Annotated in this window: 15 protein-coding genes; 4 read left to right on the forward strand and 11 right to left on the reverse strand. The window is 70.8% G+C overall.

The features are described 5' to 3' along the window. The first annotated feature begins 3 nt into the window (after window positions 1-3). Complete coding sequence (locus D8M35_RS00980; protein ID WP_126890112.1) at window positions 4-963, forward strand: phosphodiesterase; 960 nt, start codon at window positions 4-6, stop codon at window positions 961-963. Between the two features lie 179 nt (window positions 964-1,142). On the opposite strand, the gene D8M35_RS00985 is transcribed toward D8M35_RS00980, so the two are convergent. The 4 genes from D8M35_RS00985 to D8M35_RS01000 all read right to left on the reverse strand — a co-directional run bounded on the left by D8M35_RS00985 (window position 1,143) and on the right by D8M35_RS01000 (window position 5,336). Next, window positions 1,143-2,696, reverse strand: coding sequence for a stealth conserved region 3 domain-containing protein (locus tag D8M35_RS00985; protein WP_126890113.1), 1,554 nt, complete (start codon window positions 2,694-2,696; stop codon window positions 1,143-1,145). An 80-nt stretch (window positions 2,697-2,776) separates the two neighbouring features. Then, the gene (locus D8M35_RS00990; protein ID WP_238638037.1) at window positions 2,777-3,223 is read right to left on the reverse strand and encodes a DUF6804 family protein; all 447 of its coding nucleotides are present in this window, start codon (window positions 3,221-3,223) and stop codon (window positions 2,777-2,779) included. Then, entirely contained in the window at window positions 3,223-3,807 is a 585-nt protein-coding gene (locus D8M35_RS00995) for a GDSL-type esterase/lipase family protein (protein ID WP_126890114.1), read from the reverse strand. The genes D8M35_RS00990 and D8M35_RS00995 overlap by 1 nt, the downstream gene beginning before the upstream one ends. Then, window positions 3,804-5,336 (reverse strand): SDR family oxidoreductase, encoded by a 1,533-nt coding sequence (locus D8M35_RS01000; protein WP_126890115.1) that lies wholly within the window; start codon window positions 5,334-5,336, stop codon window positions 3,804-3,806. The genes D8M35_RS00995 and D8M35_RS01000 overlap by 4 nt, the downstream gene beginning before the upstream one ends. A gap of 117 nt (window positions 5,337-5,453) precedes the next feature. Between D8M35_RS01000 and deoC the strand changes: the two genes are divergently transcribed. The 3 genes from deoC to D8M35_RS01015 all read left to right on the forward strand — a co-directional run bounded on the left by deoC (window position 5,454) and on the right by D8M35_RS01015 (window position 7,935). Beyond that, window positions 5,454-6,140 carry a deoxyribose-phosphate aldolase gene (gene deoC / locus D8M35_RS01005; protein ID WP_126890131.1) on the forward strand — a complete coding sequence of 229 codons (687 nt, stop codon included), beginning with the start codon at window positions 5,454-5,456 and terminating at the stop codon, window positions 6,138-6,140. A gap of 156 nt (window positions 6,141-6,296) precedes the next feature. Next, on the forward strand, window positions 6,297-7,256 hold the full coding sequence (locus D8M35_RS01010; protein WP_126890116.1) for an ROK family protein: 960 nt from the start codon (window positions 6,297-6,299) through the stop codon (window positions 7,254-7,256). 109 nt (window positions 7,257-7,365) lie between these two features. Beyond that, the gene (locus D8M35_RS01015) at window positions 7,366-7,935 is read left to right on the forward strand and encodes a type IV toxin-antitoxin system AbiEi family antitoxin (protein ID WP_126890117.1); all 570 of its coding nucleotides are present in this window, start codon (window positions 7,366-7,368) and stop codon (window positions 7,933-7,935) included. Window positions 7,936-8,025: 90 nt separating this feature from the next. On the opposite strand, the gene D8M35_RS01020 is transcribed toward D8M35_RS01015, so the two are convergent. The 7 genes from D8M35_RS01020 to ruvA all read right to left on the reverse strand — a co-directional run. Further along, window positions 8,026-10,368 (reverse strand): bifunctional (p)ppGpp synthetase/guanosine-3',5'-bis(diphosphate) 3'-pyrophosphohydrolase, encoded by a 2,343-nt coding sequence (locus tag D8M35_RS01020; RefSeq protein WP_238638038.1) that lies wholly within the window; start codon window positions 10,366-10,368, stop codon window positions 8,026-8,028. A 57-nt stretch (window positions 10,369-10,425) separates the two neighbouring features. After that, entirely contained in the window at window positions 10,426-10,788 is a 363-nt protein-coding gene (locus tag D8M35_RS01025) for a rhodanese-like domain-containing protein (RefSeq protein ID WP_126890118.1), read from the reverse strand. Beyond that, window positions 10,788-11,792 carry a protein translocase subunit SecF gene (gene secF, locus D8M35_RS01030; RefSeq protein WP_126890119.1) on the reverse strand — a complete coding sequence of 335 codons (1,005 nt, stop codon included), beginning with the start codon at window positions 11,790-11,792 and terminating at the stop codon, window positions 10,788-10,790. Before secF ends, D8M35_RS01025 begins: the two co-directional genes overlap by 1 nt. Next, window positions 11,792-13,540 carry a protein translocase subunit SecD gene (gene secD, locus D8M35_RS01035; RefSeq protein WP_126890120.1) on the reverse strand — a complete coding sequence of 583 codons (1,749 nt, stop codon included), beginning with the start codon at window positions 13,538-13,540 and terminating at the stop codon, window positions 11,792-11,794. The genes secF and secD overlap by 1 nt, the downstream gene beginning before the upstream one ends. A gap of 91 nt (window positions 13,541-13,631) precedes the next feature. Continuing rightward, a complete protein-coding gene (yajC, locus tag D8M35_RS01040; protein ID WP_126890121.1) occupies window positions 13,632-14,027 on the reverse strand; it encodes a preprotein translocase subunit YajC in 396 nt (131 codons plus the stop codon). Window positions 14,028-14,195: 168 nt separating this feature from the next. Next, window positions 14,196-15,224, reverse strand: a complete 1,029-nt coding sequence (gene ruvB / locus D8M35_RS01045; RefSeq protein WP_126890122.1) for a Holliday junction branch migration DNA helicase RuvB — start codon at window positions 15,222-15,224, stop codon at window positions 14,196-14,198. After that, window positions 15,221-15,781: Holliday junction branch migration protein RuvA (gene ruvA / locus D8M35_RS01050; RefSeq protein WP_126890123.1), on the reverse strand; the 561-nt coding region annotated here is incomplete at its 5' end. The genes ruvB and ruvA, both read right to left, overlap by 4 nt.

Consider the following 15,781-nt stretch of genomic DNA (forward strand, 5'->3'; position numbering starts at 1 on the left):
CCGATGGACAGCCGGACGGCCGAACACCCCAGGCCGAACCACTTCCTCCTCCACCTCAGCGACACCCACCTCGTGGCGGGTGACGGCGCGCTCTACGGTGACGTCGACTCCGCAGCACGTCTCTCGGCGATCGTCGCCGACATCGAGGCCTCCGGCACTCGCCCGGAGGCCATCGTCGTCACGGGCGACGTCGCCGACAAGGGCGAGCCGGCCGCGTACGCCAGGATCCGCGACATCGTCGAGCCCGCGGCCCGCCGCATCGGCGCGCAGGTCATCTGGGCGATGGGGAACCACGACGAGCGCGGTGCGTTCCGCCAGGAGCTCTTCGGACTCCAGCCGACCGATCGCCCCGTCGACTTCGTGTACGACGTCAACGGCCTCCGCATCATCACCCTGGACACGAGCGTGCCCGGAGCGCACCACGGCGAGGTCTCCCCTGCGCAGCTCGACTGGCTGGCTGAAGTCCTCTCCGAGGCTGCACCGCACGGCACGATCCTCGCCATGCACCACCCGCCGGTCCCGAGCGTGCAGGACCTCGCGGTCCTCGTCGAGCTCCGCGACCAGGCCGCCCTCGCCGAGGTCATCGAGGGGTCGGACGTCATCTCGATCATCGCCGGGCACCTGCACTACTCCACGAGCGCCGTGTTCGCCGGGGTGCCCGTGTCGGTCGCGAGTGCGACGTGCTACACGCAGGACCTCACCGAGTACCAGGGCGGTACCCGCGGGCAGGACGGCGCCCAATCGTTCAACCTCGTGCACGTCTACGGCAACAACGTCGTGCACTCGGTCGTGCCGATCGGTCACTACTCGACGGTCGGCGAGCCCGTGTCGTCGGAGCAGACCGAGGCACGGCTCGCCGCTGCAGGGGTCACGATCGCGTCCGCGGTCGAGCCGGCGCCGGTCACCGCGAGCATCCCGGTGTTCACCCTCGACGCGGTGCCCACTTCCCCCATCCGCCGCTGAGGGTCGGCGCCCGCGTGGCACGACCGCACGCTGTCGAACGAGCACGACATGCCGTCGGGCGATCGGCGTGGGGGTGGGATCCGTCGCTCAGCGCCATCGAGCGTGCCAGATCGTGCCCGCTCAGTGCCGAGGGCCGGTCGTGCCCGGACGCCACCAGGCACGGACGGCCGGCCGCAGCGCTACTCCGCGTCCCGCTCCCACGGCGCCGGGAACGGGAAGTACTTCTCGAGGAAGTCCGTCACCCGGCGCGTGCGCTCCTCGTCCGAGACCTCCGGGAAGCTGCCGTCGTTCAGGCAGAAGAAGTCGACGTTCCGCTTCTTGAGCAGGTCCTCCAGCGCCTTCAACCCGGACTGCATCGTCGTGTCGACGTACCGGACCGGAGCGTTCTCCTGCACGATCGCGCGACCGGTGAGCAGCGCGTAGTAGTGGTACAGCGAGTTCGTCACCGAGATGTTGTCCGCCGCACGGAACCGTGAGGCGGCGGTCGCGCGGAACTCCGCCGCGAACTCGTGCTCCATCTCGGTCAGGATCGAGGCGCGGAGCGGCGTGGGCGCGTGCTCGAGGTGCCGCGTGGTCACCGCGCCGAACCGCTGCTGCAGCAGCTGACGGTTCACGCGCGCGGAGTTCTCGAACCCGCTGCGGGCCGGGTTGTTCGACCCGAGCCCGATGCGGGTCGTCGCGAGGATGAACTTCGACACCGAGCCCGGGCTGAAGAACACCGACGGCTCGACCATCCGCCCGAAGAACATGTCGTCGTTCGAGTAGATGAAGTGCTCGCTGATGCCCGGGATGTGGTGCAGCTGCGACTCGACGGCCTGCGAGTTGTGGGTCGGGAGCACCGAGGGGTCCGCGAAGAACTCCTCGCTCCGGACGATCCGCACCTTGGGGTGGTCCGCGAGCCAGGCGGGTGCCGGCGAGTCGGTGGCGATGTAGATCTGCCGGATCCACGGCGCGAAGGTGTGCACCGAGCGCAGGGCGTACTTCAGCTCGTCGATCTGCCGGAACCGCGCGGGGGCGTCGTCGCCCTCCCCCAGCACCGCGTTCGCCTGCGCTGCCTGGCGGGCACGCTGGTACTCGATCGCGTTGCCGTCGACCCACGAGAAGACGATGTCGATCGGGAAGCGGATGTCCGACACGTGGTCGTCGAACATGTGCTCCACCGTGCGCCAGGTGCGGCCGTAGCGCTCGATGTCGACGAGCACGAACTCGTCGACCGGCAGGCTGCGCCGCATCAGGGCGTTCTCGACGGGCGCGAGCACCTCGGTGTCGGTGACCCGCCAGAACTCGAGTTGGACGCTCGTCTCGGCGCCGTAGCGGAGCCGACCCATGGGTTCGAGCCGCGGTCGGAAGACCCGCAGCACCGGTTCGTCGACCGATCCGAGGCCGTCGTCGAGGACGAGCACGGCGGGCTGTCCCGGCGGCTTGGCGTAGAACGGCTCGTTGGCGGCGGCTGCCATGATCGCGCTCTCGGCGCGCTGCCGGTCGCGTTCGTCGACGGCGATGACCGGCCGTCGGTCGTTGCCGCGGATGAGCAGGTGGTCGACGTCACCGGCGGTGAGCGCGTCGTCGAGGAACAACAGGTCCTCGATCATCGACTGCTGGGGCGTCAGGTGCCCGTTGACCAGGGTCAGGCGTCCCTTGCGGACGACGACGTCAGGTCGGTCGAGACCGCCGGAGGACGGTCGAGGGTTCAGCAGAGGACTCTCGGTCGCCGGCTCGGTCTCGTGGCTCATCCATGCCCTTCGCATCACGTCAGCCGGGCCCCGTGCCCGGCTCCTGCGATCCTACCGTCCGGCGGACGAGCGCCGCGCGGTCACGGACGGGAGGCGCGCCCTGCGTCCGCCCCGCGCGGCACCTTGACGGTGATCCCGACGACGATGAACGCCGCGGCCGCCACGAGTTGCAGACCCGCCCACACCTGACCGGGGATCGGCACGACCACAACCGGGTTCCAGCACACCGCGATCGCCGCGGTGAGGGCGACCGCCCACCAGGCGCGGCCGCGGAACGCGAAGACGAGGACGATGAGCGCGAGCACCGTCACGCCCCACCGGACGAACACGAAGCCCGAGGAGTCGATGACGGCCACGAACGCGATGAGCACGACGGCAGCGAGCAGCCCGGGGGCCAGGGCGGGGCGGGTGAAGGGCGGTGTGCCGTCGGCGTCCGGTCGCGCGCCCTGCGGACGGCGCTCGTCCTGACGCCCCGAGGGGACCCCCTGCAGCGACGATCCTGCCGGGGACCGACCCTTCCGTGCCATCAGGCGCCGGCCTCCTCGAGGTCGATCGCCTGGATCGGACGGGACATCGGCGGGAGGCCGCGCACGCGCTCGAGCGCCGGCTGGAGTTCGTCGACCACCGCGCGGTAGCCGTCGGCGTTGAGGTGCAGGCCGTCCTCGGTGAACCGCTCGGCCAGGTGGTCGTCCTCGGCCAGCGCGGGCCAGAGGTCGAGGTACTGCGCGTGGCAGGTCGCGACGAACTGGCGGAGGTGCCGGTTCGCCTCCTCGATCTTCGCGCACCAGTCGGACTGGCGCGGCAGGATCGACACGAGCAGCAGGCGGACGCCCGGGAGCTCGCGGCGCAGCGTGACGAGGATCGACTCGACGCCGCGGACGACGTGCTCGACGCTCGACCGGTGGTTGCCGAAGTCGTTCGTCCCGATCAGGAGCACGATGACCTCGGGCTGCTCGGCGATCACGGCGTCGAGCCGGGTGAGCACGCCGTCGGTGGTGTCACCGCCGACGCCCTGGTTGCTCGTGCGCTCTCCGGGGAGCCACTGGTCCCAGGACCCCTGCTCGGTGATGCTGTCGCCCAGGAACAGGACGGTGGGGTGTTCGGTGGTCATGCTGCCTCCTCGTGTACCGGTTCCTGCGGCCCATTCTGCTGGGTCCAGTTCCGCCCCGTCGACTCCGTGTGCTGCGACTCGCGCTCCGCCGCCGCCGTGATGCGTTCGACCATGCCCGGGAAGATGATCCCGTGGAACGGCAGGATGCCGTACCAGTACAGGCGTCCGGGGAGCCCCTGCGGGAAGTAGATAGCCCGCTGGTGGTAGTCGCTGCCGCCGTCGTCGCTCGGGGTCACCCGCATCTCGAGCCAGGCGCGTCCGGGCGACTTGAACTCGGCGCGGAGCCGCAGGTAGCGCCCGCGCTCCAGCCGCTCCACGCGCCACCAGTCGAGCGCGTCGCCCTGCTCGAGGCGGTGCGGGTCGCGCCTGCCCCGGTTGAGTCCGACCCCGCCGGCGACCTTGTCCATCCATCCGCGGGCGACCCAGGCCAGGGGGAACGAGTACCAGCCGTTCTCGCCGCCGATCGACTCGACGACGCGCCAGACGTCCTCGGCGCTGGCGTTCGAGTGGCGCTTCCGGTCGTCGACGTAGACGGTGTGTCCGGCCCACTCCGGGTCGCTCGGCAGCGGGTCGGCCGGGGTCGACGAGAGCGTCGCGCTCCGCCAGCTCGTCTGCACCTCACCCTTCCGCATCTTCGTCAGGGCCAGTCGCACGGCCCGTCGGTACGAGGTGAGTCCGCCCTCCGGACGCGGGACGACCTCGTCGATGTCGTGCTCGCGCTGCACGCACTCGAACTGGAGCGACTCGATGATCGGCGTCGCAAGCTTCTTCGGGATCGGCGTCACGATGTTGAACCAGTGCGCGGAGAGCCCCGGGGTGAGCACGGGCAGCACGGTGAAGCGCCGCTGCGGCAGCTTCGCCTCGACCGCGTAGCCGTTCAGCATCTGCCCGTACTTGAGCACGTCCGGCCCGCCGATGTCGAACGTCCGGTTGACGTCGGCGGGGATGTCGAGCGCCGCGACCAGGTAGTACAGGACGTCACGGACGGCGATCGGCTGGATGCGGTTGCGGACCCACCGGGGCGCGGGCATCCACGGCAGCACGTCGGTCACGTGCCGGATCATCTCGAACGAGGTGCTCCCCGACCCGATGACGACGCCCGCCTGGTACGCGATGGTCGGGACACCGGAGGCGAGGAGCACGTCCCCGACCTCCTTCCGGCTCCGGAGGTGCTTCGACAGCTCGCCGTCCGGGTGCAGTCCGCCCAGGTAGACGAACCGGCGGACGCCCGCATCGCGGGCCTCGCGGGCCATCGTCTCGACGGCGTCCCGTTCGGCCTGCTCGAAGTCCCCGTCCGCACCCATGGCGTGCGCGAGGTAGTAGACGGCCTCGATGCCCTCAACAGCGGAACGCACCGCGTCGGCGTCCTGCAGGTCGCCTGCAGCGACCTCGACGTCGTCGTGCCAGGGCACGTCCTGGAGCTTCCGGGGCGTGCGGACGAAGACGCGGACGTCGTGTCCGGCCTCGAGGAGGCGGGGGACGAGACGACCGCCGATGTACCCGGTCGCACCGGTGACGAGGACCTGCATGGAGGGCACGGTACGCGCGTCGCCTCCGGGTAGGCTTTCCGGGTGGACAACGCAGCGACCCCCGCACACCAGGACCGGGCCGACCAGCACGAACTCGGCGCCGACGCCGTTCGTGCCCTGATCGACCACGCGCTCCTCAAGCCCGAGCTCACCCGCGCCGACGTCGACGCCCAGCTCGACGAGGCCGCCGCCCACCGGGTCTTCAGCGTCTGCGTCCGGCCGAGCGATGTCGCGCACGCCGTGGAGCGACTGCAGGGCACCGGCGTCGGCGTCGGCACCGTGATCGGGTTCCCGCACGGCACCACCACCACCGCCGCCAAGGTCGCCGAGTCGCTGCAGGCCCTGGCCGACGGCGCCTTCGAGCTCGACATGGTGCAGAACATCGGCGCCGCGCGGTCCGGTGACTGGGAGCGTGTCGAGCAGGACGTCCGCGCGGTCGTCGACGCCGCGGGCGACACCGTCGTCAAGGTCATCCTCGAGACCGCGTTCCTCACCGACGACGAGATCGTCGCCGCGTCGCGGGCCGCACAGCGTGCCGGTGCCGCCTTCGTCAAGACGTCCACGGGGTTCGCCGGCGGCGGCGCCACGGCCGAGCACATCCGCCTGATGCGCGAGACGGTCGGGCCCGACACGGGCGTCAAGGCGTCCGGGGGCGTCCGCGGGCTGGACACGCTGCTCGAGATGGTCGAGGCCGGCGCCGACCGGATCGGTACGAGTGCCTCGGCGCGCATCCTCGACGAGGTCGCGCACCGCGCCACGACCGGCGCCGCGTCCGCACTCGGGGACGACACCTCCTCGTACTGACGGCCCGGCCGCCCGCTCGCGGGCGGCCCCACCCGGACGGGCCGCGGCCGGTCCGGCACCACCCGACCCGACCACACCGCCCGGGCCGGCTCGCACCGACGCGAGGTCGCGTCGCCACGGTGAGCCGAGCCTCCAGACCGCCGCATCGGAGCGCGCATGTCCAGCACCGCAGCCCAGTCCCCCTCGTCCGCGCTCGCACTGGCCGTCGATCTCGGCGGCACCAAGGTCGAGGCGGCCCTCGTCACCGACCGCGGCGTCGTCCTGCCGGGGACCCGGCACCGGCAGCCGACCGGACCGCAGCGGAGTGCTGCCGAACTGCAGGCGGCCGTCGACCAGGTCGTGACGGCGACCCTCGCAACGCTGCCGACCGACGCGCAGCTCGTCGGCGTCGGTGTCGGTGCTGCCGGCCCCGTCGACGAGGAGCACGGCCTCGTCTCCCCCTTGAACATGCCGGTGTGGCGCGGTTGGCCGCTCCGTGACCGCGTCGCAGCCCTCGTCCCCGAGGGCGTCCCGGTGACGCTGCGGATGGACGGCCTCGCGATCACCCTGGCCGAGCACTGGGTCGGGGCGGCGCAGGGGTCGGACCACGTCATGGGCATGATCGTCTCCACCGGTGTCGGTGGCGGGCTGATCCTGCACGGCCGCACCGTGAGCGGGCCGACCGGCAACGCCGGCCACATCGGCCACGTCGAGTGCGGCGGGTTCGACGACCCGTGCGCGTGCGGCGGGACCGGATGCCTCGAGGCGATCGCCAGCGGGCCGAAGACCGTCACCTGGGCGCAGCGGCAGGGGTTCGCCGGGACCACCGGCGAGGAGCTCTCCGCCGCCTACGCTGCCGGGGACGAGATCGCGGTCGCCGCGGTCCGGCGGAGCGGGCGCGCACTGGGACAGGCCATCGCCGCGGCGACGAGCCTGGTCGACCTCGAGGTGGTGGCGATCGGCGGCGGCTTCTCGCACGTCACCCCGGACCTGTTCGAGTACGCGCGCGAGGCGGTGGCCGAGCGGGTCGAGTTCGGCTTCGTGACGAAGGTCCGGATCGTGCCGACCGGACTGTCCCAGGATGGACCGCTCATCGGGGCCGCGGCGCTGGTGCACCGCGCCGACGTGCTGCGCTGAACCCTCGGGCGCCGTACGCGTCCGGCACTGGACCACCGAGCGCTGCGTCGTCGCACGGTGCTCTCCACAGGCCGGGCCGTGACCGACGTCCGTCCGGCAGGATGAGCGGGTGCCGACGCCCCGCCTGCTGACCAGCGACGACTGGCCGGAGGCGGAACTCCGCGCCGCCGTGCTGGCCGGCGAGCTCGTCGCGGTCGGGTGGTGCTGGGCCTCCCCCGCAGAACCGCAGACGCCGGCACTCCGCGCCGCCGCGCACGCGTGGCGTGTGCCCGACGGACGACTGGTGGCGAGCGGCCGGTCCGCCGCGTGGATCTGGGGCGCCACGTCGCGTCCACCGTCGCCGGTCGAGGTGAGCGTGCCGCCGACCGTCCGCGTCCGGGTCGACCCCGACGTGCGGCTCCGCGAGGTGCGACTCCCCGCCGCGGACACGGTGCGGCTCGGGTCGGTCCGGGTGACCTCGCCGGAGCGCACGGCCGTCGACCTGCTCCGCGCGCCCGACACGTTCGACGTGACCGCACGGGACGCCCTGCGCGGCCTCGTGGCGATCGGCGCGGTCCGGGCGGACGACATCACCCGCCGCCTCGACGCGCTCGGGACGATCCCCATGGTGCGGCAGGCGGCGCGTCGGCTCGACCGCGCGACGGCCGGGTGGACACCGCCCGGCGACGCTCAGCGCTGAGGTGAGCGGGGTCGACCGGGTCGGCCCGAGCTGACGCGACCGACGTCGACCGCGGTCAGCCCGCGCTGACGCGACCGACGTCGACCGCGGTCAGCCCGCGCTGACGCGGTACACGTCGTACACGGCGTCGATCCGCCGCACGGCGTTCAGCACGCGGTCGAGGTGCGTCGTGTCGCCCATCTCGAACACGAAGCGGCTGAGCGCCAGTCGGTCCGACGAGGTCGACACCGTCGCGGACAGGATGTTCACGTGGTGGTCGGTCAGCACCCGGGTGACGTCGCTGAGCAGCCCGGAACGGTCGAGCGCCTCGATCTGGATCTGCACGAGGAACACCGACTTCGACGACGGGGCCCACTCGACCTCGATCATCCGGTCCGGCTCGTTCATCAGCGACTTCACGTTCGTGCAGGACGCCTGGTGCACCGAGACGCCCTGACCGCGCGTGATGAAGCCCACGATCTGGTCGCCGGGCACCGGGGTGCAGCACTTGGCGAGCTTCACCAGGATGTCGGGCGCGCCGCGGACGAGCACGCCGCTGTCGCTGTTCCGGAGCTGGCGGCTCGTGACCTGGCGCGGGAAGGCCAGCTCGGGCTCGTCCGTCTCGGTCTCGGCCTGGACGTTGCCGAGCACCTTCTCGATGACGGACTGGGTGGACACGTGGCCCTCGCCCACCGCCGCGTAGAGCGCGGAGACGTCGTCGTACCGCATCGACGACGCGACCTCGGCGATGGAGTCCTGGCTCATGATGCGCTGCAGCGGCAGGTTCTGCTTGCGCATCGCACGCGCGATCGCGTCGCGGCCCTGCTCGATCGCTTCCTCGCGGCGCTCCTTCGTGAACCACTGCTTGATCTTGTTGCGGGCCCTGGGGCTCCGCACGAAGGTCAGCCAGTCCTGGCTCGGCCCGGAGTCGGGGTTCTTCGACGTGAAGATCTCGACGACGTCGCCGCTCGACAGGGAGCTCTCGAGCGGGACGAGCCGCCCGTTCACCTTGGCACCCATCGTGCGGTGCCCGATCTCGGTGTGCACCGCGTAGGCGAAGTCCACCGGCGTGGCACCGGCGGGCAGGCCGATGACCTTGCCCTGCGGGGTGAAGACGTAGGTCTCCTTCGCGCCGATCTCGTACCGCAACGAGTCGAGGAACTCGCCCGGGTCGCTCGTCTCGGCCTGCCAGTCGGTGATGTGGGCGAGCCACGCCATGTCCTGGTCGTCGGTGGTCGACGAGGCGTCGACGTCCCGACCCTGCGCACGCTGCTTGTACTTCCAGTGCGCCGCGACACCGAACTCGGCGCGCTGGTGCATCTCGTGCGTGCGGATCTGGATCTCCACGGCACGGCCCTGCGGCCCGAGCACGGTCGTGTGCAGGGACTGGTACAGGTTGAACTTCGGCGTCGCGATGTAGTCCTTGAAGCGCCCGGGCAGCGGGGTCCACCGCGCGTGCACGGACCCGAGCATCGCGTAGCAGTCGCGGACGGTCGGCACGAGGACGCGGATGCCGACCAGGTCGTAGATCTCGTCGAACTCTCGACCGCGCACGATCATCTTCTGGTAGATCGAGTAGTACTGCTTCGGCCGGCCCATGACCTCGCCGCGCACCTTCGCGGCCTTCAGGTCCTTCTTGAGCGTGCCGATGACGTTCTGCACGAACTGCTCGCGCTTCGGCTGCCGTTCCTTGACCAGGCTGTCGATCTCGACGTAGAGCTTCGGGTGCAGGACCGCGAACGACAGGTCCTCGAGCTCCAGCTTGATCATCTGGATGCCGAGGCGGTGCGCCAGCGGCGCGTAGATCTCGAGCGTCTCCTTGGCCTTGCGGGTCGCCGAGGCGGACTCCACGAAGCCCCACGTCCGAGCGTTGTGCAGGCGGTCGGCGAGCTTGATGACGAGCACGCGGATGTCCTTCGACATCGCGATGACCATCTTGCGGACGGTCTCGGCCTGCGCGCTGTCGCCGTACTTGACCTTGTCCAGCTTGGTGACGCCGTCGACGAGCATGGCGATCTCGTCACCGAAGTCCGACCGGAGCTGGTCGAGCTGGTAGTCGGTGTCCTCGACCGTGTCGTGCAGCAGGGCAGCGGCGATCGTGATCGTGCCGATCCCCAGGTCGGCGAGGATCTGCGCGACCGCGACCGGGTGGGTGATGTAGGGCTCGCCGGACTTGCGCTTCTGCCCGTCGTGCGCCCGCTCGGCGACGCTGTACGCCCGCTCGATGAGCGTCACGTCGGCCTTCGGGTGGTGCGACCGAACGGTCCGGATCAGGGTGTCGACCGCCCCCGCGGGTTGCGCCCGCGAGAACAGCCGGGGCAGCAGCGACCGCAGGGATCCGAGGTTGCCGGTGGTCGTCGCGTTCAGCGGGCTGGAGGGCCGTGGTGCGGAAGCGGGGCGGCTCGCGCCGGGCGTGGGCGCACCCTGGGACGAGGACTCACGGGTGTCCGTCATGATGCGCCTCCTGCGACCGGTGTCCGGGTACGGTCTGGCAAGCCTACGCGCGTCCCGTCAGTGCTCGTGACGCGGTTCGCCCTGGGCGTCGTCCGACGCTCCCGCGCGCACGACCGGCTGGCCGGACTGTTCCCACGCCACCATGCCGCCGGTCAGGTTCACCGCCGGCACGCCCGACTGCTCGAGGGCGGCGACGACCCGCGCCGACCGGGCGCCGGAGTGGCAGACGACGATGGCGGGCTGGTCGCCGCCGTCGATCTCCTGCCAGCGGGCGACGAGGTCGGACATCGGGACGAGCGTCGCCTCCGGGGCGTGCACCTCGTCCCACTCCCCCTGCTCGCGGACGTCGAACAGGCGGGCGCCCGCGTCGAGACGACGTCGGGCCTCGGCCACGTCGACGTCGTGCACCTCGACCGCCATCAGGCGACCTCGGCAGCGGCGTCGACCTCGCGCTGACGCTTCTCGGCGGCACGCGTCTTCTTGGCGTCGGCCTCCTTGACCTTCGGCTCGTTCTCACGCAGGTGCGCGTACATCGGCGACGCGATGAAGATCGTCGAGTAGGTGCCGACGATGATGCCGATGAAGAGCGCGAGCGAGATGTCCCGCAGCGTTCCGGCGCCGAGCACGTACGACCCGATGAAGAGGATCGCGGCGACGGGCAGGAGCGCCACGACCGACGTGTTGATCGAGCGCACCAGCGTCTGGTTGACCGCGAGGTTGACCGACTGCACGAAGGTGCGGTGCGACTCCTGCGACGTGTTCTCGCGGACCTTGTCGAAGACCACGACGGTGTCGTACAGCGAGTAGCCGAGGATCGTCAGGAAGCCGATGACGGCGGCGGGGGTGACCTCGAGCCCCACGATGCCGTAGACGCCGGCGGTGATGAGCAGGTCGTGCAGCAGCGCGACCATGGCGGACACCGACATCTTCCACGTGCGGAAGTAGACGGCCATCACGACGGCCGCCAGCGCGAGGAAGATGACCAGACCGCGGATCGCCTGCGCGAGCACGTCCGCGCCCCAGGTGGCGCCGATGTACGTCGAGGCGACCTGGTCGTCGGACACGCCGTACGCCTTCGCCAGGGCGTCCTGCACCTCGCTGGTCTCACGGTCGGTCAACTGCTCGGTCTGGACGCGGATGCCGTCCTGGCCGACCTGGGAGACGCGCGGGATCCCCTCGGGGACGATCGACTCCACCGTTCGGGTGGCGATCGACTGGTCGAGGTCCTTCGCGTTCGAGATCGTGAACTCGGAGCCGCCGGTGAACTCGATGCCGAGGTGGTAGCCGCCACGGAGCCACGGCACCGCGAGCGACACGACGATCGCGATCAGTGCGATGAGGTACCAGGTCTTGCGCCGCCCGACGATGTCGTAGGAGCGCTTCCCGGTGTAGAGGTCGCTGCCGAACTGGCTGAAGCTGGCCATCAGTCGTCCTTCCCGTCCGGCGTGGAGCCGTTGTCGCCGGAGGCCTGCTGGGCCTTCCGCTCTGCGATCGTCTGGCGGCGCTGGGCCTCGCCCGCGCTGCGCTGGCGCTTGCCGTCCACGACCGGCGCACGGAACTGCGCCCGGCCGCGGTAGACGGCGCCGAGGGCGGACGGGTCGAGTCCGCTGAACTTGTGCCCCTCGCCGAAGAACCGGCTCCGGGCGATGAGCTGCATCATCGGGTGGGTGAACAGCACCACGACGACCACGTCGATCAGGGTCGTGAGCAGCAGCGTGAACGCGAAGCCCTTCACGTCACTCACGGCCAGGACGTACAGCACGACCGCGGCGAGGAAGTTGATCGAGTCGGATGCCAGGATCGTGCGGAGGGCACGCTTCCAACCGGACTCCACGGCACTCTCGAGCCCGCGGCCGTCGCGGAGTTCGTCGCGGATGCGTTCGAAGTACACGATGAACGAGTCCGCCGTGATGCCGATGGCCACGATGAGACCCGCCACACCCGCGAGCGACAGACGGTAGTCGACGCGCCACGACATGATCGCGATCACCAGGTAGGTCAGGACCGCCGCGACACCGAGCGACAGCACGGTCACGAAGGCCAGCGCCCGGTACTGGATGATCGAGTAGATCACGACCAGGATCAGGCCGATCAGGCCGGCGACGAGCCCGCCGACGAGCTGCGCGGTGCCGAGCGTGGCCGAGATGTTCTCGTTCGACTGCACCTGGAAGTTGATCGGCAGCGCACCGTACTTCAGCTGGTCCGCGAGGGTCTTCGACGACTCGGCGGTGAAGTTGCCGGTGATCTGCGCCTTGCCGTTCGTGATCGCCGCGTTCGAGGCCGGTGCCGTGATGACGGTGCCGTCGAGCACGATCGCGAACTGGTTCTGCGGCGAAGGGAGCTTGACGAGGCGGCTCGTGACGTCGCGGAAGTCGTCCGAGCTCTTGCCCGAGAACGTCAGGTTGACGGCCCACTGCCCGGTGGTCGCACCCTGGGAGTCGGTGGCGAGGCCCGAGGTCGCGTTGCTGATGCCCGCACCGGAGACCTCGACGGGACCGAGGATGTACTTGGCGGCGCCGTCCTGGTCACAGGTGACGAGCGGCTCGTCGTCGGGCGCCGTCGTGACGTCGTCCGGGGCCGCGCAGTTGTAGTTCGTGTACAGGTCCTGCAGCGCCGGCGTGACCTGGGACAGGTCGCTGCCGTTGGTCGGCTTCGTGCTCGGGGTCGCGTCGAGCGATGCCGGCGGTGAGTACGGCGTCGGCGATGCGGTCTTCCCGTCGCCGCCGACCGCGGTGTTCGTCGCCGCCTCGGTGTAGAGCACCGGACGGAAGGTCAGCTTCGCCGCTGCCTCGATCCGGTCGATCGTCGCCTTGTCCGGCTTGCCGGGGATGGACACGACGATGTTGTTCGTGCCCTGCGTGTTGATCTGCGACTCGGAGACACCCGTGGCGTTGATGCGCTGACGGATGATGTTGACCGCCTGGCTCAACTGCTGCGAGGTGACGGACCCGCCCTCGGTGTTCTGCGCGGCGAGGGTCAGCTGCGTGCCGCCCTGCAGGTCGAGCGCCAGTTCGGGCACCCAACTCGCGCCGGCGAACCACTCGTTCGTGTCGTCCTTGCTGTTGGCCGCGAGCACCGACGCAGCGGTGTTCAGGCCAGCGAGGGCCGCCATGATGATCACCAACCAGGTGAGTGAACGCAGCGCCTTCTTGACGGGTGTCGATCGTGCCACCGGTCGTCTCGTCTCTCTGTTCAGGACCGACGGCGTCTGGGCCGGCGGCGGTGTGTGGTCGCCGGGTCGGTGGACCCGGCGACCGAGGGCGTCAGTCTTCGGTCTTGCGCTTGTTCGGGTCGGTCTCGTCGACACGCTCGCCGTAGACCGGCTCACCGTTGAGCTCGGCGACCGGCTTCGGCGCCACGGCGTCGTCCTCGGGCACCACGGTGGTCTCGACGTCGGATGCGTTGTCGTCGACGACGCGCGAGAGCGTCTGGCGGTGGACCGTGACGACCGTGCCCGGGGCGATCTCGACGTCAGCCGTGACCTTCTCGTCGTCCACCGAGAGCAGCGTGCCGTACAGGCCGAAGGACAGCATGACGCGGGCACCCGGGACCATCTTCGTCTGCAGGTCCGCCTGCTGCTTCTTGCGCTTGCGGCTGCTGTAGAACATGAAGGCGGCGAACGCGACGATGATGACGATGAGGAAGAGTGATTGGTCCATGGGGGCGTTGCCTTCTCTGGTTGCTCGGATCCAGCCGGAGCGGTCGTTGCTCGGCTTCGGGCCGTAGCAGTCTAGGGCACGGGCGTGCCCGCGATCGGGCAGCCGCCTGAGTGTGTGCAGACGGGCCGGGGCACCCGGACGACGCCGCCCAGAATACCGTATACGAGATCAGTCGTCGAACAGCCCGGGCTGCCCGCCGACGCCCTCCCCCGGGGTGATGCCGAAGTGCCGCCAGGCCTGCGGCGTCGCGATGCGCCCCCGGGGTGTCCGGGTCACCAGTCCCACGCGGACCAGGAACGGCTCCACGACCGACTCGATGGTCTCGGACTCCTCGCCCACCGACACCGCGAGGGTGTTCAGCCCGACGGGGCCGCCGTCGAACCGCGTGAGCATCGTCTCGACCACGGCGCGGTCGAGCCGGTCGAGACCGAGCTCGTCGACGTCGTACAGGTCGAGCGCTCCCTGCACAGCGGCCATGCCGTCCGACGTGCGGTGCACGAGCGCGTAGTCGCGGACCCGGCGGAGCAGGCGGTTCGCGATGCGCGGGGTACCCCGGGACCGCCCGGCGATCTCGCGCAGGGCCGTCCGGTCGATCTGCAGGTCCAGCAGGTGTGCGGCGCGGATCAGCACCTGCTCGAGCTCGTCCTTCTCGTAGAACTCGAGGTGCGCCGTGAAGCCGAAGCGGTCGCGCAGCGGGTTCGGCAGCAGGCCGGCGCGGGTGGTCGCCCCGACCAGGGTGAACGGTGCGAGGTCGAGCGGGATGCTCGTCGCGCCCGCACCCTTGCCGACCATCACGTCGATCCGGAAGTCCTCCATCGCCAGGTAGAGCATCTCCTCCGCCGAGCGCGCCATGCGGTGGATCTCGTCGATGAAGAGGACCTCGCCCGGCACCAGGGAGGACAGCACCGCAGCCAGGTCACCGGCGTGCTGGATCGCGGGACCGCTCGACATCCGCAGGGGTCGGCCGGACTCGTGCGCGACGATCATCGCGAGGGTGGTCTTGCCGAGTCCGGGCGGACCGGCCATCAGGATGTGGTCGGGCGTGCGCTCCTGCAGCGCCGCGGCCCGGAGCAGCAGGTCGAGCTGCCCGCGGACCTTGCGCTGCCCGACGAACTCGTCGAGGGACTTCGGACGGAGCGCCCCCTCGAACGCCAGCTCTTCCTGCGACTCGGCGCCCGCCGAGGTGATCCCGCTCACCGACCGGCACCCGCGGGACGCAGCGTGCCGAGCGCGGCGCGGAGCAGGGCCTGCGTGCCCATCGCCGCGGCGCCCGGGTCGTTCGCCACCACGGCGTCGACGGCGGACTGTGCGGCGTCCTCACGCCAGCCGAGCCCGACGAGCGCCGACACGACGTCGACGGTGGCCGGGTGCGCGACCGCGCGCGCTCCGGCGGCGGCCGCGGGGGCCTGCTCGAAGGCGACGAGCTTGCCCGACAGCGCGACCGTGATGAGCTTCGCGGTCTTCGGCCCGATGCCGGAGACCTTGCGGAACGCCGCGTCGTCCTCGCTCGCGACGGCGTTCGCGACCTGTGCCGGGTCCATGTGGGCGAGGACCCCGAGCGCCGACTTCGGCCCGACGCCCGAGACGCTGCGGAGCAGGTCGAACACCTGGAGCGCATCGGTCGACTCGAACCCGAAGAGCAGGTGCTCGTCCTCGCGCACGATCATCGCCGTCCGCAGGAAGACCTCGGACCCGTGGCGCATCGTCAGGGCGTGCGCAGGGGTCACCGTGACGGCGTACCCCACTCCCCCGAC

It is taken from the genome of Curtobacterium sp. HSID17257, assembly GCF_003989515.1.
Lineage (GTDB): Bacteria > Actinomycetota > Actinomycetes > Actinomycetales > Microbacteriaceae > Curtobacterium.